Genomic DNA, 21825 nt, shown 5'->3' with positions numbered 1-21825 from the left:
CAATGGACTTAGCCATTTGAAAATAAATATCGGCAGGAAAACAATTCTTTAAACATCGCTGGCTATATCTGGTTATTAGCAGAGCAGCCCAGACTGAGTTGACGGGAAGAGGACGAAAACGTATGGCCGCGGTGAAAAGATCCTTTCGGGCGGAAAGCTTGATGCGTGTGCACGCTGAATCCAGCAACGACGCGGTCTTGACGGAAGAGCGCCGCCACCAGGAAGTCATGGCTGAGATCGGCGCAGTGAAGGCTCTTCTGGCCAAAGGTGTGCCCGCAGCGTCTCAGGAACCGGCGCTGGACGCCGAGGCCATGAGTCAGAAGATGATGAGTGAATTCCGCAAGGAACTCTCGGAAGCTGCAAAACTCAAGACTGAAATCGATGCGATGTACGAGGCGATCGCGCAGACCAAGAAAGAAATTGCGACTCTCCATCACACGACCGGTTCCGAAGGTGACGACATGACAAGCGTCACCAATGAACTCGACGCCGTTGTGTCGGGCACGGAAGGAGCGACGGACAGCATTCTTTCGGCGGCCGAATTCATCGATGAGACAGCCAACACACTGTCAGCACGCTTGCAGGGGCAGGATTCCGATCTTGCCAACGACATTCAGGAACGTGTCGTTCATATCTTTGAGGCCTGTAACTTCCAGGATTTGACGGGGCAGCGCATCAATAAGGTGGTCGGTACACTTCGCTTCATCGAAGATCGCATCATTCAGATGATGGACATCTGGGGCGGTATCGATAGCTTTAAGGAGATCGAAGCTGTTCAGCAGAAGCTCGCTGAAGGCGATGCTGCCTTGCTCAACGGGCCATCTCTGGAAACAGATATAGATGTTGCCTCTCAGGACGATATCGACGCTCTGTTCGCCTGATCTTCGGATTGGCTCCAGGGAAGCTCTACAAAAACCCGGCCAGTATGCCGGGTTTTTTATTTCTTGTTGGGCGCGGGATCATCTGCAATAAGAACAAATAGTGAATATTGTGCTTGGGGAGCTTCCAATGGCAAGCGATGATGAAACAGGTCTCATTCGGGGCGATGATGGATTATATCGCTGCTGGTGGCATGGCGGCCTGGATGACTATCGCCGCTACCATGATGAGGAGTGGGGGCAGCCGGTCGGCGACGATATAAGGCTGTTCGAGAAAATCTGCCTCGAGGGCTTTCAGGCGGGCCTGTCCTGGCTAACGATCTTGCGCAAACGAGAGTCATTTCGAGCGGCATTTGCTGGTTTCGATTTCGAGAAAGTCGCGGCCTTTACCGAAGAAGATGTTGAACGCTGTCTTCTCGACACGGGCATCGTTCGCCATCGCAAGAAAATCGAGTCTGTCATAAACAATGCCAACAGAGCTTTGGAGCTTAGGTCCGAATATGGCTCCCTGGCAGCCTACGTCTGGCGCTATGAAGCTGCTCCTGAAACCCGTCCGGAACATCTTGATTATGCTGTGGCACGGACGCTGGCTACATCGGCCGAGAGCATTTCGATGTCCAAGGATCTAAAGAAACGCGGGTGGAGCTTTGTCGGCCCGACAACCATCTACGCTTTCATGCAGTCGATGGGAATGGTGAACGATCACCTCGAGGGGTGTTGCCGTCGCGCGCCGGTCGAGCAGGCGCGCGCGGCTTTCCCTCGTCCCAAGTGATTGTTTTCAATTTCCGGACAGAAATTTAAGACAGCTTTTCCGCCAATGGGCTGAAGAGGCTGTTTTCCTTTGTGAAAACATACTCCAGAGTCTCTACAGTGACAGTATCCGCACCGTTCTGAATGAGGCTCCTTGCACAATCGGCGACACTGTCCTTTGGACAAAGTACGCCAAGCATTTGACCTTCGTTGTTCCCGAAGGGCTGGACACTGGCGATTGCCGCAAGGGCTTCCAGAGCTTTGCCATGATCTGCGATCGCAGCCTTCAGCACACGATTGTCTCGCGCTTTTTCTTCCGCGGCCACCCTGTCCAGGATCGCTTTGGCTCCGGCGAGAGCGGTATCGCTCCAATCGGCGCTGAGCGACGCCACAAGATGCGCCTGGCTCTTCAGGATGACGCCGTCTGCCAGTATTTTCAGATTGTTGGCCTGAAGCGTCGATCCTGTGGTGGTGATGTCGACAATCAACTCGGCGGCGTCAGCAGCCGGCGCACCTTCGGTCGCGCCTGCGCTCTCCACGATACGGTAGTCAGCTATGCCGTGGCTCGCAAAGAACGCACGGGTCAGGTTGACGTATTTGGTCGCGACACGAAGTCGACGACCGTGCCGGTTTCTGAAGTCGGATGCGACATCGCCGAGGTCAGACATGGTCTCGACATCGATCCAGGCTTTGGGAACGGCGACCACGACGTCGGCAGAGCCAAAGCCCAAGGGTGTGACGATGTGAACTGACTTCTCTGGCGAGGCGATGTTTTCGTGAACCAGGTCCAGTCCGGTGATGCCGAAGTGAACCGCGCCGTCAGACAGCTCTCTGGCGATCTCTGACGCTGACAGAAAGGCAATTTCAACGTCAGGCAGCCCTTTGACGGTTCCACGGTAGTTCCGCGCACCACCTGGCCGCTGTATCTTCAAGCCGGCACGTCCGAAAAAGGAATGGGTGTTTTCTTGAAGACGGCCCTTGGACGGGATTGCGATGGTCAGTTTGCTCATGCGCCAGCTCCAGTGATCCTCGCAATGCGGTCAAGCCACAGAGAAAAGCCGATGGCGGGGACTTCAGCCTCAGCTCCCAGCAGTCGCACCAGCTTGTCGTAGCGCCCGCCGCCGACCAGCTGTTCGTCTGAAGGGCTGTTAAGGCCATGAATTTCGAAGACAAAGCCAGAGTAGTAGTCGAGGCGACGGCCAAAATCGGCCGCAAATGTCAGCGTCTGCGTTGCGAGTCCCTTTGCCGTCAGGGCGTCAAGTCGGGCACTGAAACTGGCAAGAGGTTCGGAAAGGTCTATGCCGGTCTCCGCTGCAAAAGCTCTCAGTTCGCGGACTGCTGTGTCCGCAGGACCGCTTATCGCGAGATAGCGTCTTAGAATCTCAGCGGCCTTCGGATTTGATCCGGCTCCGTTCGCAAGTTGGGCTTGCTCGAGAAAACGGTCCGCAATCTCGCCAGGCGTGCGACCGCCCACGGCAGAAATCCCGGCGATCGATAGAAGGTCTTCAACGACTGCGTGGGCCGCGGCTGGGTCGGAGCCTTCCAGGGCGGAGAGAAAACCGAGACGAACGTCGCGTCGCTCGTCTTCCTTGTTTGCCTCGCCGCCGGCCATTCGGCTGAGCGCTTCCGATAGCTTTTCCGTGTCACCAAACAGATCCCGAAGCCGACGCTGCCAGACGACCGGCAGATCAAGGCCTTTGAGGACCTGGACGAAAAGTGTCTCGTCCCCGATGCGGATATCAAGATCGCTGAGGCCGAACCGGCGCACTGCTTCCACCGATAGGGCAAGCATATCGGCGTCTGCAGCGACAAAGTCGTTTCGGCCAAGACTTTCAGCGCCGATTTGGGGTATCTCACCGAGGCCGTCTGCGCGCTGGCGAAAGACCGGGCCATGATAGCAATAAGCGGCTTCCCGCGCCGCGGCGCCGTTTTCCAGATGCAAGCGGCAAACAGGGATCGTGAAATCAGGACGCAGACAAAGATCTTCCCCATCCGTCCCGTTGGTCAGGAATAGGCGACGGCGAATGTCCTCTCCCACGAGGTCAAGGAAGACGTCGGCGGGCTGGAGGATTGGCGGAGAGACCTTGTCATGACCGGCATCCTTGAAAAGTGTCAGCACCGTTTCAATATCGCCAGTCGTCAAACTGCTCTGCGGCATCGTTAAACGTCTCCCGACTGGCGTCTGCGATCTTCAGCTTGCTGGTCAAGCAAGGTGCGAATGGTCTGGACGAGATCGTCCGTCTTGATCGTAATCTGCGCCGGGCGGCTTTCGCGCCAGGTGATGTTGTCGACGTCTGTTGCTTCAGAAGCAAGTCGCGCGCCTTCGATCAGGTCCTTGATCTGCAACTCGCCCGCTTCGCGCTCGTCCGAGCCTTGAATGATCGCGATCGGGCAATCTCTACGATCGGCATATTTCAGCTGGTTGCCGAACTTCTTCCAGTTGCCCTGATACATCTCGGCACGAATACCTGCAGCGCGAAGATCCTGGGTCATTTTCTGATAGCGCCCGAGTGCCTCGGCATCTCCATCCATGACTGTGACCAGGACCGGGGCGACAACATCCTCGACATTGACCTTGCCGAGGTTCTTGAGTGCGCTCATCAAACGCGAGACGCCGATGGAAAAGCCGGTGGCTGGCACATCGCGGCCCGTGAAGCGCTTGACGAGGCCATCATAGCGCCCGCCGCCGCCGACAGAGCCAAACTGGACGACTTCTCCCTTTTCGTTCTTCACGTCGAAAAGAAGCTCAGCCTCATAAACGGGCCCGGTGTAGTATTCGAGGCCGCGGACCACTGATGGATCGATTGAGATACGGTCTGACATGTAGCCGCCGGATTTGACGAGATCCGAGACCAGCTTGAGTTCCCGGAAACCAGCATCAAAGCTCTCGTTGATCGCAAATTTGGAAAGCGCGGCTGTCTTGAAAGTCAGATCATTGGTGTAATCTATCAGATCGTCGATTGCGGAGGCTTCCAGGATCTCGATGATGGCGTCGATCGCCATATCGGACAGGCCAGCCCCAGCCGTGAAATCACCGCTCTCGTCCTTGCGTCCGGCGCCCAGAAGCAAGCGAACGCCGTCTGCGCCAAACTTGTCGTACTTATCCATAGCCCGCAAAACGGTCAGGCGGCGTTCTGCGTCGTCTTCGCCGCCAAGCCCGATGGCTTCCATGACGCCATCCAGAACCTTACGGTTGTTCACTCGGATCACATACTGACCGCGAGGGATGCCGAGGGCTTCCATGGCATCGGCCATCATCATGCACATTTCGGCATCGGTCTGGACACCTGGTGCCCCGACCGTGTCGGCGTCAAACTGCATGAATTGCCGGAAGCGCCCGGGGCCGGGCTTTTCGTTACGGAACACCCAACCAGCGCGATAGGTGCGGTAAGGCATGTGTATTTCATTGATGTTTTCAGCGACATGACGTGCAAGGGGCGCAGTCAGATCGTACCGCAAGCTCATCCATTGTTCGTCGTCGTCCTGAACCGAAAACACGCCGGCGTTGGGCCGGTCAGTGTCTGGGAGGAATTTGCCAAGGCAGTCGGTGTATTCAAAGGCCGGTGTCTCGATCGGGTCAAACCCGTAGCGTTCGTAGACTTCACGGATCTTACCGATCATCTCGTCCGACGCCCGCATTTCTTCAGCAGAGCGATCCACAAAACCACGCGGCAGGCGGGCTTTTAGTTTGTTCGGTTTTTTGGCCATTGATGCGTCAGTCCTGGCGAGGTGCTAGGCCCGGCCGAACAGGTCCATGAACTGGACCACAGCGCAGGCGACAATTTCCCGGGTGTCCTAGACGAAACAGGAGGGTAGGGCAAGTTTAGGACACACTCCGGCCTTAGGGGCCATACGGAAAAGTAATGAGTTTGTGCGATCACCCCGCCCGAGAACGGCAGAAGTGGTGCAGGCTCATTGTGAGCGGCGTTTGAGCATTGATCTGCTCGGCCGCAAATATCGCATGGTCAGGATATAGGGTTGCTTGCATTCCCGGTCTGCAAAGTTATGGTCCGCGCACTTTAAAGCGCGATAAACCTGTCGCAGAAACGAATTAAGAAAGCGGAGCACGCGTGTCGATGGAAAGTGCAGCAGAACTGAGGAAGCTCGATGGAGCTGGCAACGCGGCCCCGGAAGGTTTTGCTGACGCGATGCCACGCGCCGCCGAGTTGAGCATCGTTCTGCCGACCTTCAATGAAGCGCAAAACGTACCAATCCTGATCGAGCTGCTGCATGAAACGCTCGATGGCATCGATTGGGAAGCGATCGTTGTCGATGACAATTCGCCCGACGGCACAACAGAAGCTGCGAGAGCACTCGCCCGACAGGACCCGCGGGTACGTGTTATCCGACGCATCGGTCGACGTGGATTGTCGGGAGCCTGCATCGAAGGCATGCTCGCCAGCTCCGCCGACTATGTCGCTGTGATGGACGCTGATCTGCAGCATGATGAAGCGCTGTTACCTGAGATGTTTGCTGAACTGAAGCGCGGCGAAACGGATCTCGTTGTAGCCAGCCGAAAGGTCGAAGGCGGGACCATTGGCGAAGGCCTTTCCAGGTTCCGTGCCTGGGGCTCCAACATTGCAAACTCGCTCGCTCAGAAGCTCTTGAACGTTTCCCTAAGCGATCCGATGAGCGGCTTTTTCATGATCCGCCGGGAGAAAGCCGAAGAAATTGCGCCAAGGCTCTCTGCACAGGGCTTCAAGATCCTGCTGGATATCGTATCGAGCTTTGGTGGACGGCTCCGGATCAAGGAACTGCCGTTCACCTTTAGGGAGCGGCAGCATGGCGAGAGCAAGCTGGATACGCTTGTGACCCTCGACTATTTTGGACTCTTGCTGGCCAAATATTTTGGCAATGCAATTTCCGTCAGGTTTCTGATGTTTGGTCTGGTAGGTGCCAGTGGGTTGGTTGTGCACCTCATTGCGCTTCGCATGTTCCTGGTCGTCGGCGACTATGGATTTAATCTGGCGCAGACTGCAGCTTCCTTTGTTGCCATGACCTCCAACTTCTTCTTGAACAATCAGCTGACTTATCGTGATCGCCGCCTGACGGGTATCAAGGTCATTCAGGGCCTTTTGACCTTCTATGCGGTTTGCAGCGTCGGTGTTCTCGCAAACGTTGGCGTGGCAGGTTTGATCTATCAGGATCCTGCCTACTGGTTGTTCGCGGGCACAGCCGGTGCAATCATGGGGGCTGTTTGGAACTATGCGGCAAGCTCCGCGCTGACCTGGCGCAGGAGCTGACGAGGGCCAATTGACACGTCATCCTGCGGACCAAACCTTGCCGGCCTATCTGAGGCCGGCATTTCTCGTTGTTTTTGTGGCTGCGCTGACCGGGCTTAAGCTTTGGTCTGCCACGAACGCGTACTTTGTCGAGGACGAGGCCTACTATCGGCTTTGGGGGCTTTCGCCCGCCCTGGGTTACTATGATCATCCTCCTATGATCGCGTGGTGGATCTGGATCGGGCAGGCGATCTTTGGCGATACGCCATTGGGCGTTCGCGCCCTTGTCGTTCTTTCCTCTGCGCTCGGCTCACTGTTTCTCTGGCGCACGGCATATATTCTATTCGACCGGCGCGTTGCCGGCTGGTCGGTGCTGTTCCTCAATACCAGCATTCTCGTGGGTGTCGGTGGAATCCTTGCGACACCGGATGCGCCTTCCGTGTTCTTTTGGGGCCTTGCGCTCTGGGCGCTCGCAGAGCTGCATTCCTCTCAAAAGCCCAACTGGCTGCTGGCTGTCGGATTGTTCGCTGGCTTGGGGTTGGACTCCAAGTATTCTGTCTTGTTCCTGGGGGGCGGGATCACACTTTGGCTTGTTCTGGTGCCTTCAGCGCGCCGCTGGTTCGCAGCATGGCAGCTCTGGGCGGGCGGGCTTATTGCCCTTCTGTGTTTTGCTCCGGTGCTCTATTGGAACCATCTCCACGACTGGGTCAGCTTCTACAAGCAATTTGGCCGCGCAGCGCAAGGTGGCTGGACGAGCAAATACATCTTTGAATTCATCGGAGCTGTTCTGGGATTGGTCAATCCGTTGATCGCGATATTGGCCGTTTTGGGAGCGTTCGGGCTGGTGCGGAAGGCAATGCGCGGTGACGCAAGTGCCGGGCTTCTGATTCTGACGATATCGCCCTTTTTGGCCTATCTCTTGTTCCATTCGCTTCATGCTCGCGTTCAGGCCAACTGGCCCGCGCCCATGTTCCCGACCTATGCTCTGATGGCTGCCTGGCTCGTCGCCACGTCAAGTCACAAGGCCTGGCGTTTTCTCGCGCTTGCCGGTGTGACCCTGGGAGTAGTCGTTTCTGTCATTGTACAGATCCATGCGGTCTCGCCCATCAGCGGAAAACTGGCGCGCAAGGATCCCACGTTTCAACTCCGAGGGTGGCCGGCAATCGGTGAAAAAGTCGCAGAACTGGCAGACAAGGAAGGCGCAGCTTATATTGCAACGACTGGCTATGGACTCAACGGACAGCTTGCCTTTCTGTTTGCGGGCGACTTGCCGGTCATTCAGCTGAATGAGCGCATTCGGTACGCGATGGAAGAGGACGTCGACGACGTTATCTTCGAACGCCCTGGTCTTTATGTAAGCGTAGAAAGACGCGACGATAGCGCGGCACTGTCACGGTCTTACAAGAACGTCGAAAAGGTCGCGGTTTTGCCAAGAACTGTCAAAGGCGTCCCGTTGGAAAATCTGGTTGTCTATGTAGTCAGCGAACCTGATGCTGTACCGCTTGAGCCTGTGAACAACATCCGGGCCAAATGACACTACGGCGGCAATGATGCTGGCAAGGTTGAAATCCAACGCGTGATGACGCAGGGATAGAGGGCATCAATCTTGATTTCCGCCAGGCAATGTTTGCATGAAACGAATTACCTTAGGCGCGCTGGACTATGGTCTGGCTTTTGGCGTCGATCGAACGCTACGGACCCTGTTGTTGGAGGGACGACTGAGCGCGGTCGGCTGCATCGTTGCCACCGATCTTTGGTCCCGTGAGTTCAAGCCCCTGCAAGACGTCTCCGGACAAGTGGGAAAGCGTGCATTGTTTGGATTGACGTTGGCGCTAAGCGGTGACCGCGCGCGCCCGCTAAGCGAGAGGATGCAAAAGGTTTATGGCGATGAGATGCCTACGCGCGCCTCGCTCGAGCGCCGCGCCATGGTTCGCCTGCTTCCAGAAGAAATTCTGACAAGTGAAATCCTGGCGCAGGTCAGTGCCTTTACTGCGAAGATGGAAAGAGCGCCGGATTTTGTGACGGTCAGAGAAGGCCTCTTCGATCGCAGTGCGATTGTCCGGCTCGTGATAAATGCACTCTCTCTTGAGGGTTTTGCCAAAAAGCCGAAGATCGTCACCGCCCTTCCACCCGGTTTCCATACAGCTCGGATCAGGCACATTGCGACAAAGGCTGGTTTTGATGTTTTGCCTTGGGGGCCACCTCTTCCCGAAACCGCAGATCCCGATGAGTTGCAGGTAAAGCTGCAGCATCACTTCGACGGCCTTTCGGACATGACCTTCGTTGCCTGCTTGCCTGGCGCTGCGGACGATCGCTTGCGCCGTGATGAGGCGCCCGGCAAGATCGCGGTTCGTGAGGCTCATCGGGAGGTTCTTGCCAGTGAACGGTTCTTCCACACCTTGGATGAAAGGGGCGTTTTTCTCTACTGACTCTGTCGGGACAGGCTCATTGGCTATTGCCGGAACGAAAAAAGGTTCCGGCGGGGAACGGAACCTTTTTCGGGGAGGTCAGAAGCGGTGTGTGTTCCGCTTCCATGTCTTTCCATATAGGTCTATTTTCTGAATATGCACGTGATGTGAGTCACAAACTTGATGTTGGCCGTCGTTTCCCAACCTGGGAAGGCGCTGCCGGGGAAGGGCTGAGCTGTGGCTGAAATTCAGAAATTTCTTCAAAACAGTTTTTCGCTTGAGGGGCTGTCATCGGATCTTGCAGAGCAGTTGTCGAGCCTGGCGAGGCCCATGAAAGTGGCCGCTGGCGCGATCCTTTTTGAAAACGGTGATCCGGGCAATGGCTGCTATGCAGTTTTGGAGGGATCGATGAAGGTTTCCATTCTCTCCATTGAGGGGGACGAGCAGCTGCTCGCGGTGCTTGGGCCCGGTGATTTGGTCGGAGAACTCGCCCTGCTTGATGGTCGTCCGAGGTCGGCAACGGTCAGTGCACTCAAGGCCGCGCAACTGGCATTTATCGACAAGGCCGCATTCGAGCGATTTGCAGATGAGAATCCGGCGGTTTACCGACATATGCTGTCCATTGTCGGCAAACGCTTGCGTCAGGCCAATGACGTCCTTGCTGCGAGGTCTTTCCTTCCGCTTCCAGGCCGTGTTGCGCAGACCTTGCTTCAACTCTCGGAGACATTCGGCAAGTCGCTTGATGATGGGCGCGTGCTGATCCACTACAAACTCAGCCAGGCTGACATTGCCAATATGGCAGGGGCAGCTCGCGAAAACGTCAGCCGGGTGTTGAATGACTGGAAACGTGCTGGGATCATAAGCCGAATTTCTGGCTACTACTGTCTGGAGCAACCTGAATGGCTCAAGCGAGCAGCGACACTTTGAGATCATGACAGAGATCGCCCATTCGGAGGATTTTAATGTTCGATCTGCTTCCGCTCGAACGCCGGTCCATCACGATATCACGGCCGAGGGCATCGATCAGCTGGTCGAGGTGTTCTATGGCAAGATTCAGGCGCACGAACGACTTGGTCCCTTGTTCGAAGCACGTGTCGATGGTCGGTGGCCAGAGCATCTCGCGAAGATGAAGCTTTTCTGGCAATCGGTCCTGCTCAAGACTGGCGACTACAAGGGTAAGCCGGTTCCGGTTCATGTGAGCCAGACGGCGATCCGATCTGATGACTATGGTGAGTGGTTGTCTCTGTTTCGTCCGGTGGCGGAAGATGTCTTTGGTGCTGAGGCGGGGGCTGCGGTGATCACGTCTGCCGAGCGCATCGCGCAAAGCCTCTGGCTCGCAGGCTTTGGAACACCGGGATGCGATATCCCCACGGAGCTCAATGGGGCCAAGCAATAGACCGCAACCTCGGTTTCCCGTTGAGAACCAGTCACGTGGCCAAGAACGTCTTGCGAAGCGGTTTCCAGCCGGTAGTCTTCAAACAACAAAGATGGCCGGAGAGAGAATGTGAGCACAGACCAAGAGCGCGAAGATGCGATAGAAGCCCCATCAGGGGAGCTCACACTGCGCACCATGGCGATGCCGGCGGATACGAATGCGGCGGGCGATATCTTCGGCGGCTGGGTCCTCTCCCAGATGGATCTGGCCGGCGGCATTGCAGCTGGCCAGCGGGCTGGTGGCCGTGTGGTGACCATTGCGGTCGACCAGATGAAGTTCATTCGGCCTGTCCATGTTGGCGACGTTCTTTGCATTTACAGCCGGGTCGACCGGGTGGGCACGTCTTCGATGGGTATCATCCTCGAGGCCTGGGCACTGCGGCACCGCTACGGCCACCGTGAAAAGGTGACGGAAGCCAATTTCACGATGGTGGCGGTAGATGAAGACGGTCGGCCGCGCCCGGTGCCAAAAGCCCCCCCTATAGGAGGTTAGGCATGGTTCAGGCTCTGAAGTCCGAGCTTATGCCCGCCTTGGGCGCCGCCGTTTGAGGATGTCTGCAAACAGCTTTTCGTCGATGACAAAAGGGCAGCCGTTGGCCCAGTATCCCAAAAGGGTTTCAAGCCGGGTGCGTCGATCGCTGCAATCCAGCGCAGGTTGATGCATGGGCAGCCCGCCGAGAATACGAATAGCGTCGACACGTGCTAGCACACAGTCTTCAGCCGCTTCTTCCCAAACCTGTTTTTCCGTGGAGTTTGGTGAAGCACTCGCGCGTACAAGTACGGCGCGTGAAAGATCTGCGAGCTTTGCCGCCTGCCTCGCGAAAGTGTCCTTAGACAAAATAATCCTCCATCGGTTGCCCGAGGAGAACTGGCGCATGAAACGAAGTACCGCTTGGTTGCCGGTTGTTCCCTGGAAGAAATATCTTCCTGAAACCATCCGGCCGCATCCCTGGCGGGGACCACCTTGCCCGGTTAGGCAGGTTGGCGAGGGCGCCAGCCCTTCTCTTGATGATGGCGAGGCTTATGCCATGTCTACTTACTATTGGCAACCGGACCGTAGGTCCGATTGCCACGCCTGGAAGAAACTAATCCTGGAAAGCGATAAGGTGGATGGTGGAGCCTAAAGCTCGTAGAGCGACCAGGTCTGATAGGCTTCATTCGCCGCATCGCAGGGCTGGAGCGTCAAAGGCCGCATCACGTGAACAGGTGAACCGCCCCGGCCCTCTCTCTTTTCCGTTTGACTGACGGTGACGCAAAGCGATGGATTGGTCTGAGCAATCAACTGTCCATTGTCTTGCAGCGAGAACTTCTGGGTGTCGGCATTGCTGCAAGCTCCCAGGACAATGGGGGCTCCGGCTGCCACGGACGACACTTCCATACAGACATCGAAATAGGGAAGGCGAAACTGGCCCTGGCTGAGAAGTTCGGCATCAAAGCCCTGATCCTCGAGGATGCTGCCTGTATAATGATAACAGGTATGAGCCTGAAGGCCGTGATCGAGGGGAGCGTTCTTGCCTTGCCCGCCTGCGATATCCAGGCAATAGCCGCGTTCATCATCCAGTGTGTCCACCAATTGGACTTCCACAAGTTCTTCAGCTGAATGTGCGGGCAAGGCAGCTGCAGTCAGACAGAGAGCCAGAGCTACCGGGCCGATTTTCGTTTTCATGCTAATGTTCCTTGCGCTTAGAGGTGCAGCCGTGAAAAGGCTGATGTCTTCTATTGTCCCACTTGGCAGAATCATTTTGACCGGAATGAGGTAGGCTGAATGAGGATCAGACTAGCCTTTCGAAAGGTCTGGGCTGTTTTCTAACTCGTCAGCCTGCAAGGTCTGTGACCTTGACGACCAACTTGCCCTGGTTGCTGCCATCGAAAAGCTTGTTGAGGGCCTCAGGTGCCTTTTCGAGACCTTCGACGATGTCGAGGCGGTATTTCAGTTGGCCGGCCTGAAGCATTTCGCCCAAGGCTTTGAAGATCTCGGGATAGGTTTCGAGGTGGTCGGTCATGATGAAGCCTTTGAGGCTCAATCGCCGACGCACGATCGCGGTCATATCCGGCATTTCGTCCGGACTGTCGCCATTGTAAACGGAGATGAAACCACACATGACGATCCGACCGAATGCCTTCATGTTGCGTAGCGCTGCAGCGAAAGGCTTGCCGCCGACGTTTTCAAAGTGAAGATCCAGCCCCTCTGGAGCGAAGGCCTGAAGGCCGGCATCCAGGTCGTCGGTCTTGTAGTTGAGCGCAGCGTCAAACCCGAGGTCATTCACCAGCCAGTCGCATTTCGCCTTTGTTCCGGCAATGCCGATCACACGCAAGCCCAACGCCTTGCCGATCTGTCCGACGAGCGATCCGACCGATCCGGCAGCGCCTGTGACGCAGAGTGTTTCTCCGCGCTTCGGTTCGCCGACCTTGACGAGGCCGTGGTAAGCGGTTGCACCTGCAAGGCCAAAAACGCCCATGTAGACTTCCATCGGGACAGTTTGAGGCACGACGCTCAGTGTGCCTGGCTCAACGTCAAGATATTCGGTCCAGCCGGTGAAGCCTGAAACCCAGTCACCTTCGCTCAAGCCGTCACATCTGCTTTCGGTAACAACCCCGATGCCCAGAGATCGCATTGTCTCACCAAGCGGGATCGGAGGCAGATAGCTGTTAGTGGCAGGAGAGACCCAGCCACGCATCGCCGGATCCAGCGAAACATAGACAACTCGCACTCTTGCCTTCCCTTCCTCGAGGGAGGGGAGCGACTCGTTACGGGTCTCGAAGTCGGTGGCTGCAAGTCGTCCGGAAGGGCGACACGTCAAAGCTATGCGTTTGTTCTGCATGAGGTGCTCAATAGTGCGGGGGTTTTTCTACGGTTGGGCTGCCGAGTGCGTTTTCGATCAATTCTTCCATCTGGTCTGTCATCTCTGCGATCTTGCGGCTCAGGCGATAGATCTGTTTGCCTTGGTCGATGACCACCTGATTGAGTTCATCAATCGTGTGGTTGGCGTGGGCCAAGTCCATTTCGATTTTTTCGATCCGCTCTTGCTGGTCAGTTTCGGGCTTCATCTGTTTGCGCGTTGCCTTCGTTTGCTGAGTGCTTTGTCAGCTCTTCTCTATCGTGAAAATGTGGATCGTATGTCTCACGCATCTCAGTGACTGAGCAAACACTTTCCTCGGCCAATCGTTCCAGCGTGGCGGAAAGGGAAGCAAAAATCCTGGCATTCAGGTGATTGCAATGCAGCAGCACACCAACAAAAAGGGCGGCCCGAAGGCCGCCCTTTTCAAATCAATCCGGATGGACTGGCAGATTACATCATGCCGCCCATGCCGCCCATGCCGCCCATGTCAGGCATTGCCGGTGCGCCGCCGTCTTTCTTCGGCAGCTCGGCAACCATGGCTTCGGTGGTGATCAGAAGACCGGCAACAGAAGCCGCGTCCTGCAGGGCAGTACGGACAACTTTGGTCGGGTCGATGATACCAGCGTCGATCATGTTGACGAATTCTTCGCTCTGAGCATTGAAGCCGAAGGTGACGTCATCGTTTTCCTGGATCTTGCCAACAACGATGGAGCCTTCAACACCAGCGTTTTCAGCGATCTGACGGATCGGAGCTTCGAGAGCGCGCAGGACGATCTTGATACCGGCTGCGATGTCGGAGTTGTCGGAAGAGAGAGCTTCAACAGCCTTCTTGGCACGCAGGAGAGCGGTGCCACCGCCAGGAACAATGCCTTCTTCAACCGCAGCACGGGTTGCGTTCAGGGCGTCGTCGACGCGGTCCTTCTTTTCCTTCACTTCGATTTCCGTAGCACCGCCAACGCGGATCACGGCAACACCGCCAGCAAGCTTGGCAAGACGTTCCTGCAGCTTTTCACGGTCGTAATCGGAAGTTGTTTCTTCGATCTGAGCCTTGATCTGACCAACGCGACCCTGGATGTCGTCCTTGGAACCCGCGCCATCAACGATGGTCGTGGTTTCTTTGGTGATCGCAACTTTCTCAGCAGTGCCGAGCATGTCGAGAGTAACGTTTTCCAGCTTGATGCCCAGATCTTCAGAGATCACGGTGCCACCGGTCAGGATCGCGATGTCTTCGAGCATTGCCTTGCGACGGTCGCCGAAGCCCGGTGCCTTGACAGCAGCGATTTTCAGGCCGCCACGGAGCTTGTTGACGACGAGAGTTGCAAGAGCTTCACCTTCAACGTCTTCTGCAATGATGAGCAGCGGACGGGAAGACTGAACAACGCTTTCCAAAATCGGAAGCATCGCCTGCAGGTTGGAGAGTTTTTTCTCGTGCAGCAGGATGAACGGCTTTTCAAGGTCGGCCAGCATTTTGTCAGCATTGGTGACGAAGTAAGGAGACAGGTAGCCGCGGTCGAACTGCATGCCTTCTACGACTTCGAGTTCGGTTTCCAGAGACTTGGCTTCTTCGACGGTGATAACACCTTCGTTGCCAACCTTCTGCATTGCTTCAGCAATGTCAGTACCGACCTGTACGTCGCCGTTTGCGGAGATTGTGCCTACCTGAGCAACTTCTTCAGAAGTTGTGATGGTCTTGGAAGCAGCTTCCAGAGACTTCACAGCAGCCTGTGCAGCAATATCAACGCCGCGCTTCAGGTCCATCGGGTTCATGCCGGCAGCAACTGCTTTTGCGCCTTCTTTGACAATAGCCTGAGCCAGAACGGTTGCAGTGGTTGTTCCGTCACCAGCGATGTCGTTGGTCTTGGAAGCAACTTCACGCACCATCTGTGCGCCCATGTTCTCGAACTTGTCTTCAAGTTCGATTTCCTTGGCAACGGAAACACCGTCCTTGGTGATGCGCGGTGCGCCGAAGGCCTTGTCGAGAACGACGTTGCGGCCTTTAGGGCCGAGCGTTACCTTGACGGCGTTTGCGAGGGTGTCGACGCCCTTGAGCATCTTGGTGCGGGCATCGGACCCGAACTTTACGTCTTTTGCAGACATTCTATCGTCTCACTCTGTATCTGGTGGAAACTGAATGGATCAGGAGGCTCGCCTTAGGCGATCACACCCATGATGTCGGATTCCTTCATGATCAGCAGGTCTTCACCGTTGATCTTGACCTCGGTGCCGGACCATTTGCCGAACAGAACGCGGTCGCCAGCCTTGACGTCCAGCGGGATCAGTTCACCGCTATCCTTGCGGGCGCCTGCGCCAACAGCAACGATCTCGCCTTCCTGAGGCTTTTCCTGTGCGGTATCCGGAATGATGATGCCGCCGGCGGTCTTCTCTTCAGACTCTACACGGCGAACAACGACACGGTCGTGCAGCGGACGAAATGTCATTTGGCTCTTTCCTCTCATGTGGCACGCCCCCAACCGAAAGGCAGCGTGCGGGCATGATAACTTTGGTTCGAAAGATCGCGTGGAATGTTCCTACGCGGCTGTTAGCACTCCCAAAGGGCGAGTGCCAGCAGCGCCAGTGATGTAGGATTTGGCCCGGATTTTGTCAATCCCGGGAAACAGGAATTTGACTCTGCCTTGGATCAAACTCGCCGCTCTGCGGACCGGCGGCCCGTGTGATGCTGGCGACGTTTTTCTGGCCGCGGTCCGGTCATCAAGTCAGTTAAGCGATGAACCGCGACCTTGCGGGTGAGAGCTGGTTTTATTGTGCGGCAGTCATGGTAAAGGGGAGGGCAATGGTTCCGGCCTTGTCCGAAATCTTGTCGGTGTAAAGCGCTTCCAACACGTAATCGCCAGCTGGAAGGCCTTCGAACTGAAAGCTCAGGCTTGTCGGTAGTTCACGCTTGCGGTTGGGTGTTTCCCCGGCAAAGCGGGCAAAGCCATCCTGCTCAGCTAGAACTTGACCAGTTGTGTTTAGGAGCCTGAAACTGACATCGATATCATGGCGGTAGCCCACGGCCGTTTCGGCAAAACCATATCCAACAGGCTCTGCATAAACGGTCATCGTTTCGGCCGGTGAGAAACGATTGCTGTCCCGCGCAGTGTATTGACCGTAGCCGGACGCGTTGGAAGTCGCGAAAGTCGCTGAGGTAAAGGCCAGTTCACTTGCATCCCAGGACGCATCCAGGGCTGCCAGTGAGCTTGTCATTGCTTCAGTGGGCGTGGGGAATGATGGCGAAGTAGTCTGGGCAAGAGACCCAGTCGCCACCGCCGCCGCCAATGAAAAAGCAGCAGCTGCGAAAGCTGAACGTGCGAATTTACCTGACATCATCGAATTAACCCCTGCGTATGCCCGATCACGTTGTTTTTCAACTTGTTTTAAGCTGATATAGACTGACTTTCATCGAGGCACAAGGAATTGAGTGCGGTGCGGTAAACGCTGTGCTGGTTAACAACTACGTTCAAGCCAGCTTTGCTTTTTGCGGTAGATCGTCGAGGGACTGATTTCCAGAGCCGCAGCGGCCATCGCGATGTTGCCGTCAAAAGCAACAAGCGTGTCTTCGATGATCCGCCGTTCCTGGGCCCACAGTGGTTCTATGGTTCCGAATGGGCGTATCGTCGGCTGGCTTTTTGCGCGCTCACGCGACAGATCAATCACCGACGTCGTCCGGCCAGATGGATCCCGGATCAACATGGGCAGCATGTCGATCGTGACGGACTGGCCTTCGTTCATCACAACGATCTGGCGGATGGTGTTTTCAAGCTGGCGTACATTTCCTGGCCAGTTGTAGGCCAGCAGGCTGACTTCGGCGTCAGCATCAAAGCCCTTGAAACCGCGGCGTTCTTCCGAGGAAAAACGCTGCAGGAAGATCTGTGCCAGATCCATGATGTCATCGCGCCGTTCCCGCAGGGGCGGCAGCAGGATCGGAAGCACGTGCAGGCGGTAGTAAAGGTCTTCTCTAAAACGTCCTGCAGAAACTTCTGCGAGCGGATTTCTATTGGTCGCACAGATGATCCGGGCGTCGACTTTGACGCTCTTGGTGTCGCCGAGGCGTTGAAACGTGCCAGTCTGCAGAAAGCGGAGTAACTTGCTTTGCAGCATCAGGTCCATTTCTCCGATCTCGTCGAGAAAAAGGGTGCCGCCGTCGGCCTGTTCCGCTGCGCCGGTCCGGTTTTCCGTCGCACCGGTAAAGGCGCCGCGAACATATCCGAAGATCTCACTTTCGATAAGGTCACGTGGAATGGCCGCACAGTTGATCGTGACGATCCGCTCCTTGTTGCGGTCCGACAATTTGTGAAGCGCGTTGGCGCAGAGCTCTTTGCCCGTGCCGGACTCTCCCGTGATGAATACTGGCGCCTGGGACGGCGCCATACGGGCGATCTGGTCGTAGACCGCCTGCATCGGAAGCGATTTTCCGATCAGTTGATCAAGCGCACCCGCTTTTTTTGCGGCAGATGGCGTCAGCTCTTCACTTGCCTCTGGAGACGCAGGCTTTGCGCCGTGCGTTTGCTCTACCCGGGTGCTGAGGTTTGGCTTTCTCTGATCCAGCTGAAACGAGATTTTCGAAGCCAGGGCATCGAGGGAAAACGGTTTGGTGAGAAAGTCGTGTGCGCCGGAGCGCATGGCATTGACTGCGCGGGAGACTGATCCCTGTGCAGAGACAGCGATAATGACTGTTGATGGACACCGGACCGCAAAGGGTTCCAGCGCGCTTTCGCCGCCAATGGTCTCCAGGTCCAGGACAAGCACGTCGGTATTATCCCGGGTCAGATCTTCCAGACAGTGTTCGGTTACACTGTACAGAGACGGATCTTCGCACTCGACTGCGAGCTTCGCACTCACGGCTGCTGTTCTCGCTGCGTCGGCAGGAGAGCAATCCAGAACACGTACCATCACAGGCCCTGTCAGGCCCTCTTTACTCCCCATTGCTGGGCGTCCCCCGTCTCTATTGGCTGGGTTGATTCGGGTCAGTCGATGTTCTCAACCGGCATAACGATAATTCTACGAACAGGGTAAACAAAGCGTTGTCGTTGCTCCGAAATTGCATTCAGACCAGTGTGACCTGGCCCGGAATGGCTGGTCGTATCGTAAGAAGCTGAGGTGCTGCAGGTCACTTGAGAGTTGAGTTTCGAGAGGCCGTGTCTTTAAAATTTGTAACGTCTGTGGACGTCATATGACCTATCACTTGTCTGCAGACGCGACGGCAGTATGGCTATTGTCGATCAACGCCAAGGTCTTTGTCGGTCGAGACAAGAAGGCGAGATGAGGCGAGTTTTGGAGCATTTGAGCGCCATATCAGGGGACAACCCCTTTTATCCGCAAATGCATACGGCATTGGATTCGGTCGCCGCCAAATCTTAAGGCATGATTAACGTCAAGTTTCTGATTCGAGTTGAGAGCCTTTGGTGATCATGGGGCGCACCGCCACCTTTTTCATAGCCATCTGTATGGGCATTATTGCAATGTCCGTCGCCGCCGTGCTGATTTTCCAGTTCGGGCGGCCTTTCGGCGAAGCTGTGTCCCTTGGGCTTGCGTTGATGTGCACAATGATCCTGTTTCACCTGCTGGTGAGCCGGGCCAGAGATCGTGGCGCTGTCAGTGATGCTGTCGATCGGCTTGAGGATCGTATGGCTGAGCTGGACGAGGATGTTGGTAATCTGGAAGGCCGTTTGACCGGCGTTGAACATACAATTCCTCATCGAACGCGAGAAGAAATTGACCCTCTCTTTGCTGAGGTGGAAGTTCTTGGAACGTTGGTCAAGCAGATGGCGGAAGCAATGTCCGACCTCGAGACGCGGGTCGAGGATCAGAAGGCCCTGCCACCGGCACCGGCGCATGCCGAGCTTCCGCACTACCCGAATACTCCGCCGTTCCAGAGCCAGCCTTATCCTCAGCCTCAACGTGAGACGGTAGCTCCGCCGCAGCAGGTCTCTTATCAGGCCGAGCAATATGTGGCAGCCCCGAGCTCTGGCAATTCAGGTCATGAGGCGAGTCAGTCGACTTTTTCCGAGCCAGCCAGCGCATCTGGACAGGAAAATTTGAACGCCAGCATGGGGGCTGCATCGGACGCACCTGCTGGTGTCTTTACTGCTACAGATGCTGCGGCGCCATCTGCGTCCGAGCCCGAGGTGCCGGTGTCGGCGAGTGCCAGCTCGGATCCGCTCATGCGCGAGTTGATTACGTCTGCGCTGAACTCGAACCGCGTTGAGCTGCATTTGCAGCCGATCGTGACCCTGCCTCAACGCCAGGTGAAATACTATGAAGCCTTTACGCGTCTTCGCGACTCGCGTGGAGAGCTTGTGGAGGCTTCGGCCTTCTTGCCGGAAGCCGTTCGGTCTGGCCAGATTGCCCGGATCGATAACCTGTTGCTGTTTCGATCGGTGCAGGTCATTCGCCGCTTGACCTCGCGCAACCGCAATGCTGCGCTCTTTTGCAACATATCATCGCTCTCGCTCGTCGATGAGACATTCTTTCCTGGATTTCTCGAGTTCGTAAATGCGAACCGCACCCTGTCGGATGTTCTGATTTTCGAGTTTAGCCAGAGCGATGTTGCTGAAATGGGCGTGATGGAAATGGAAAGCCTCAGCGCGCTGTCTGAAATCGGCTTCAGCTTCTCGATTGACCGCATCGTTGACATGAAGATGGATTTTAAAGCGCTCGCGCAAAAGGGCTTCAAGTTTGCCAAGCTGAATGCAGACTACCTGATTGGGCGCCGCTCTGCGGATCACGGTCATATCCATCCGTCAGATTTTGGAGACCTGCTCCACCGTTACGGCATCGAGCTGATCACCGATCACGTCGAGACGGAATCACAAGTTCTCGAACTGCTCGACTACGATGTCCATATTGCGCAGGGCAATCTCTTCTCGCCGCCCCGGCCCGTGCGCGCTGAAGTCCTTCAGGGAACGCCAGCCCCCACGGCACGTAAGCGCGCCGCAGGCTGACTTTTTCCTCTCGGGTCCTAATTCGATGCAGGGCCAACGGTTGAGACCGTCGGTACTTTTCCAGAAAGAAATCGTTTTGCGACGCGGCGAACGTCCTCAAGTGAGACAGCTTCGATCTCTGCATTGCGCCTATCGAAATAGTCGATGCCCAGGTCTGCGTTCTGCAGGGCGACGAGCTGCCTGGCGATCTTTGAAGATGCGTCAAACCGCAATGGATAGGAGCCGGTCAGGAAGCGCTTTGCACTCTCAAGCTCAGCTTCTGTCGGACCTTCGGTTGCCATGCGCTCAAACTGCTCCATGATCACCGCCAATGTCTCTTCCGCTCGGTCGGCTCTTGTCGCCGCAGAGCCAATGAGAAGTCCTCCTGCATCATAAGGAGACAAGGATGTGCCTGTGCTGTAGCTGAGTCCGCGCTTCTCGCGAACTTCCTCATAGAGCCAGGAGGTGAAAGTCCCACCACCCAAAATATGGTTCATGACAAACGCGGCCTGGTAGTCGGGGTCATCCCGCTTGAGACCGGGCAGCGCAAAGACAAGTTTGGTCTGGGGAACAGGCATCGCGTGATCGACCCGTTCACCGGCTCGAACTTCCATTGCAGGGACGGGGCTGATATCGCTGGTGCCGGGAAGTTCTGAAAATACGAGATCAAGCAGTGGGGCAAGCGTCTCTGCACTGATGTCGCCGACTACACCGATGCGAAGCGCATCACGTGAGAAGATCCTCTTTTGCTGAGAGATTAGGTTGGCCCTGGTCAGATTTCCCAAGCTCTCTTCTGTACCACTTGTCGGGGTGGCGTAAGGGTGCTTTCCCAGCATCGCCGTCAACAGGTTTCGGGATGCGATTGAGTCAGGGTCACGCGTTGCCCGCCGAATGCCGACAGCCAATTGGGCCTTCATGCGATCTACCGCAACCTCGTCAAATCGAGGAGCATTAACTGCCTGCTGGAGCAGGTCGAACGCCTCGTCGCGTGCGGGGGTCAAGGTTCGGAGGCTGCCGTAAAAGTAGTCTTTGCCAGTGTTGAAGCTGATGCCGACTGCTAGATCTTCCATTCGGGCCTGGAACATTTCAGACGAAAGATCACCTGCACCTTCATCCAATGTCGAGGCGAGGAGACGTGTCAGACCTTCCTTGCCTTCGGGATCTTGAGTAGCACCGCCTTTGAACGAAAAATTGACTGAGATGATCGGAACCGTGTTGTCTTCAACGAGCCAGGCCTCAATACCCTTCGGACTGACAACGCGCTGGATGTCGACAGCATGAGCCGTCGACAGGGTCATGCCCAGCGACCCAAGCGCAACCGCACAGGCTGAGATCGCATGACGAAGGTGTTTTTGTGCAATATGCAGCATGGA

At 56.1% G+C, this 21825-nt stretch carries 21 protein-coding genes and 1 riboswitch; of the genes, 9 read left to right on the top strand and 12 right to left on the bottom strand.

Annotated features, from left to right (window positions below; all coding sequences use genetic code 11):
- Nucleotides 1–161 precede the first annotated feature (161 nt).
- On the top strand, nucleotides 162–881 hold the full coding sequence (locus ABJZ52_RS17500) for a protein phosphatase CheZ (RefSeq protein ID WP_348186077.1): 720 nt from the start codon (nucleotides 162–164) through the stop codon (nucleotides 879–881).
- Nucleotides 882–1008: 127 nt separating this feature from the next.
- Nucleotides 1009–1650, top strand: a complete 642-nt coding sequence (locus ABJZ52_RS17495; RefSeq protein WP_348186075.1) for a DNA-3-methyladenine glycosylase I — start codon at nucleotides 1009–1011, stop codon at nucleotides 1648–1650.
- A 25-nt stretch (nucleotides 1651–1675) separates the two neighbouring features.
- On the opposite strand, the gene hisG is transcribed toward ABJZ52_RS17495, so the two are convergent.
- The 3 genes from hisG to hisS are packed head-to-tail and all read right to left on the bottom strand — an operon-like array spanning nucleotide 1676 to nucleotide 5336.
- The gene (gene hisG / locus ABJZ52_RS17490) at nucleotides 1676–2638 is read right to left on the bottom strand and encodes an ATP phosphoribosyltransferase (protein ID WP_348186073.1); all 963 of its coding nucleotides are present in this window, start codon (nucleotides 2636–2638) and stop codon (nucleotides 1676–1678) included.
- Nucleotides 2635–3786: an ATP phosphoribosyltransferase regulatory subunit gene (locus ABJZ52_RS17485; RefSeq protein WP_348186071.1), complete on the bottom strand. Its 1152-nt coding sequence runs from the start codon at nucleotides 3784–3786 to the stop codon at nucleotides 2635–2637. Before ABJZ52_RS17485 ends, hisG begins: the two co-directional genes overlap by 4 nt.
- Before the next feature lie 2 nt (nucleotides 3787–3788).
- The gene (gene hisS / locus ABJZ52_RS17480) at nucleotides 3789–5336 is read right to left on the bottom strand and encodes a histidine--tRNA ligase (protein ID WP_348186069.1); all 1548 of its coding nucleotides are present in this window, start codon (nucleotides 5334–5336) and stop codon (nucleotides 3789–3791) included.
- A gap of 440 nt (nucleotides 5337–5776) precedes the next feature.
- Between hisS and ABJZ52_RS17475 the strand changes: the two genes are divergently transcribed.
- The 6 genes from ABJZ52_RS17475 (at nucleotide 5777) to ABJZ52_RS17450 (ending at nucleotide 11185) form a co-directional block, all read left to right on the top strand.
- Nucleotides 5777–6871 (top strand): glycosyltransferase family 2 protein, encoded by a 1095-nt coding sequence (locus tag ABJZ52_RS17475; protein WP_348186225.1) that lies wholly within the window; start codon nucleotides 5777–5779, stop codon nucleotides 6869–6871.
- Nucleotides 6872–6881: 10 nt separating this feature from the next.
- A complete protein-coding gene (locus tag ABJZ52_RS17470) occupies nucleotides 6882–8384 on the top strand; it encodes a glycosyltransferase family 39 protein (protein ID WP_348186067.1) in 1503 nt (500 codons plus the stop codon).
- A gap of 97 nt (nucleotides 8385–8481) precedes the next feature.
- Complete coding sequence (locus ABJZ52_RS17465; protein ID WP_348186065.1) at nucleotides 8482–9279, top strand: ChbG/HpnK family deacetylase; 798 nt, start codon at nucleotides 8482–8484, stop codon at nucleotides 9277–9279.
- 216 nt (nucleotides 9280–9495) lie between these two features.
- A complete protein-coding gene (locus ABJZ52_RS17460; protein WP_348186063.1) occupies nucleotides 9496–10185 on the top strand; it encodes a Crp/Fnr family transcriptional regulator in 690 nt (229 codons plus the stop codon).
- Between the two features lie 4 nt (nucleotides 10186–10189).
- On the top strand, nucleotides 10190–10654 hold the full coding sequence (locus tag ABJZ52_RS17455) for a group III truncated hemoglobin (RefSeq protein ID WP_348186061.1): 465 nt from the start codon (nucleotides 10190–10192) through the stop codon (nucleotides 10652–10654).
- A 174-nt stretch (nucleotides 10655–10828) separates the two neighbouring features.
- Nucleotides 10829–11185: an acyl-CoA thioesterase gene (locus ABJZ52_RS17450; RefSeq protein ID WP_348186223.1), complete on the top strand. Its 357-nt coding sequence runs from the start codon at nucleotides 10829–10831 to the stop codon at nucleotides 11183–11185.
- Between the two features lie 27 nt (nucleotides 11186–11212).
- Here the strand turns inward: ABJZ52_RS17450 and ABJZ52_RS17445 are convergent, their stop codons facing one another.
- The 8 genes from ABJZ52_RS17445 to ABJZ52_RS17410 form a co-directional block, all read right to left on the bottom strand.
- Nucleotides 11213–11530 (bottom strand): hypothetical protein, encoded by a 318-nt coding sequence (locus tag ABJZ52_RS17445; protein WP_348186059.1) that lies wholly within the window; start codon nucleotides 11528–11530, stop codon nucleotides 11213–11215.
- A 72-nt stretch (nucleotides 11531–11602) separates the two neighbouring features.
- Nucleotides 11603–11709, bottom strand: a riboswitch (SAM-I-IV-variant riboswitch).
- A 103-nt stretch (nucleotides 11710–11812) separates the two neighbouring features.
- Entirely contained in the window at nucleotides 11813–12358 is a 546-nt protein-coding gene (locus ABJZ52_RS17440; RefSeq protein ID WP_348186057.1) for a ricin-type beta-trefoil lectin domain protein, read from the bottom strand.
- Between the two features lie 148 nt (nucleotides 12359–12506).
- The gene (locus tag ABJZ52_RS17435) at nucleotides 12507–13514 is read right to left on the bottom strand and encodes an NADP-dependent oxidoreductase (RefSeq protein WP_348186055.1); all 1008 of its coding nucleotides are present in this window, start codon (nucleotides 13512–13514) and stop codon (nucleotides 12507–12509) included.
- Between the two features lie 7 nt (nucleotides 13515–13521).
- A complete protein-coding gene (locus ABJZ52_RS17430; protein WP_348186053.1) occupies nucleotides 13522–13740 on the bottom strand; it encodes a SlyX family protein in 219 nt (72 codons plus the stop codon).
- A gap of 242 nt (nucleotides 13741–13982) precedes the next feature.
- Nucleotides 13983–15629, bottom strand: coding sequence for a chaperonin GroEL (gene groL, locus ABJZ52_RS17425; protein ID WP_348186051.1), 1647 nt, complete (start codon nucleotides 15627–15629; stop codon nucleotides 13983–13985).
- 53 nt (nucleotides 15630–15682) lie between these two features.
- A complete protein-coding gene (groES, locus tag ABJZ52_RS17420) occupies nucleotides 15683–15970 on the bottom strand; it encodes a co-chaperone GroES (RefSeq protein ID WP_348186049.1) in 288 nt (95 codons plus the stop codon).
- A gap of 319 nt (nucleotides 15971–16289) precedes the next feature.
- Nucleotides 16290–16859, bottom strand: a complete 570-nt coding sequence (locus ABJZ52_RS17415; RefSeq protein WP_348186047.1) for a hypothetical protein — start codon at nucleotides 16857–16859, stop codon at nucleotides 16290–16292.
- A 117-nt stretch (nucleotides 16860–16976) separates the two neighbouring features.
- Nucleotides 16977–18455 carry a sigma-54 dependent transcriptional regulator gene (locus tag ABJZ52_RS17410; protein WP_348186045.1) on the bottom strand — a complete coding sequence of 493 codons (1479 nt, stop codon included), beginning with the start codon at nucleotides 18453–18455 and terminating at the stop codon, nucleotides 16977–16979.
- A 536-nt stretch (nucleotides 18456–18991) separates the two neighbouring features.
- Between ABJZ52_RS17410 and ABJZ52_RS17405 the strand changes: the two genes are divergently transcribed.
- Nucleotides 18992–20473: an EAL domain-containing protein gene (locus ABJZ52_RS17405; protein ID WP_348186043.1), complete on the top strand. Its 1482-nt coding sequence runs from the start codon at nucleotides 18992–18994 to the stop codon at nucleotides 20471–20473.
- A 17-nt stretch (nucleotides 20474–20490) separates the two neighbouring features.
- Here the strand turns inward: ABJZ52_RS17405 and ABJZ52_RS17400 are convergent, their stop codons facing one another.
- Entirely contained in the window at nucleotides 20491–21822 is a 1332-nt protein-coding gene (locus tag ABJZ52_RS17400; protein WP_348186041.1) for a pitrilysin family protein, read from the bottom strand.
- Nucleotides 21823–21825: the final 3 nt, after the last annotated feature.

It is taken from the genome of Roseibium sp. (assembly GCF_039982295.1).
Taxonomy (GTDB): domain Bacteria; phylum Pseudomonadota; class Alphaproteobacteria; order Rhizobiales; family Stappiaceae; genus Roseibium.
The sequence above is the reverse complement of the archived record's forward strand: the minus strand, read 5'-3'. Positions and strand labels throughout refer to the sequence as shown.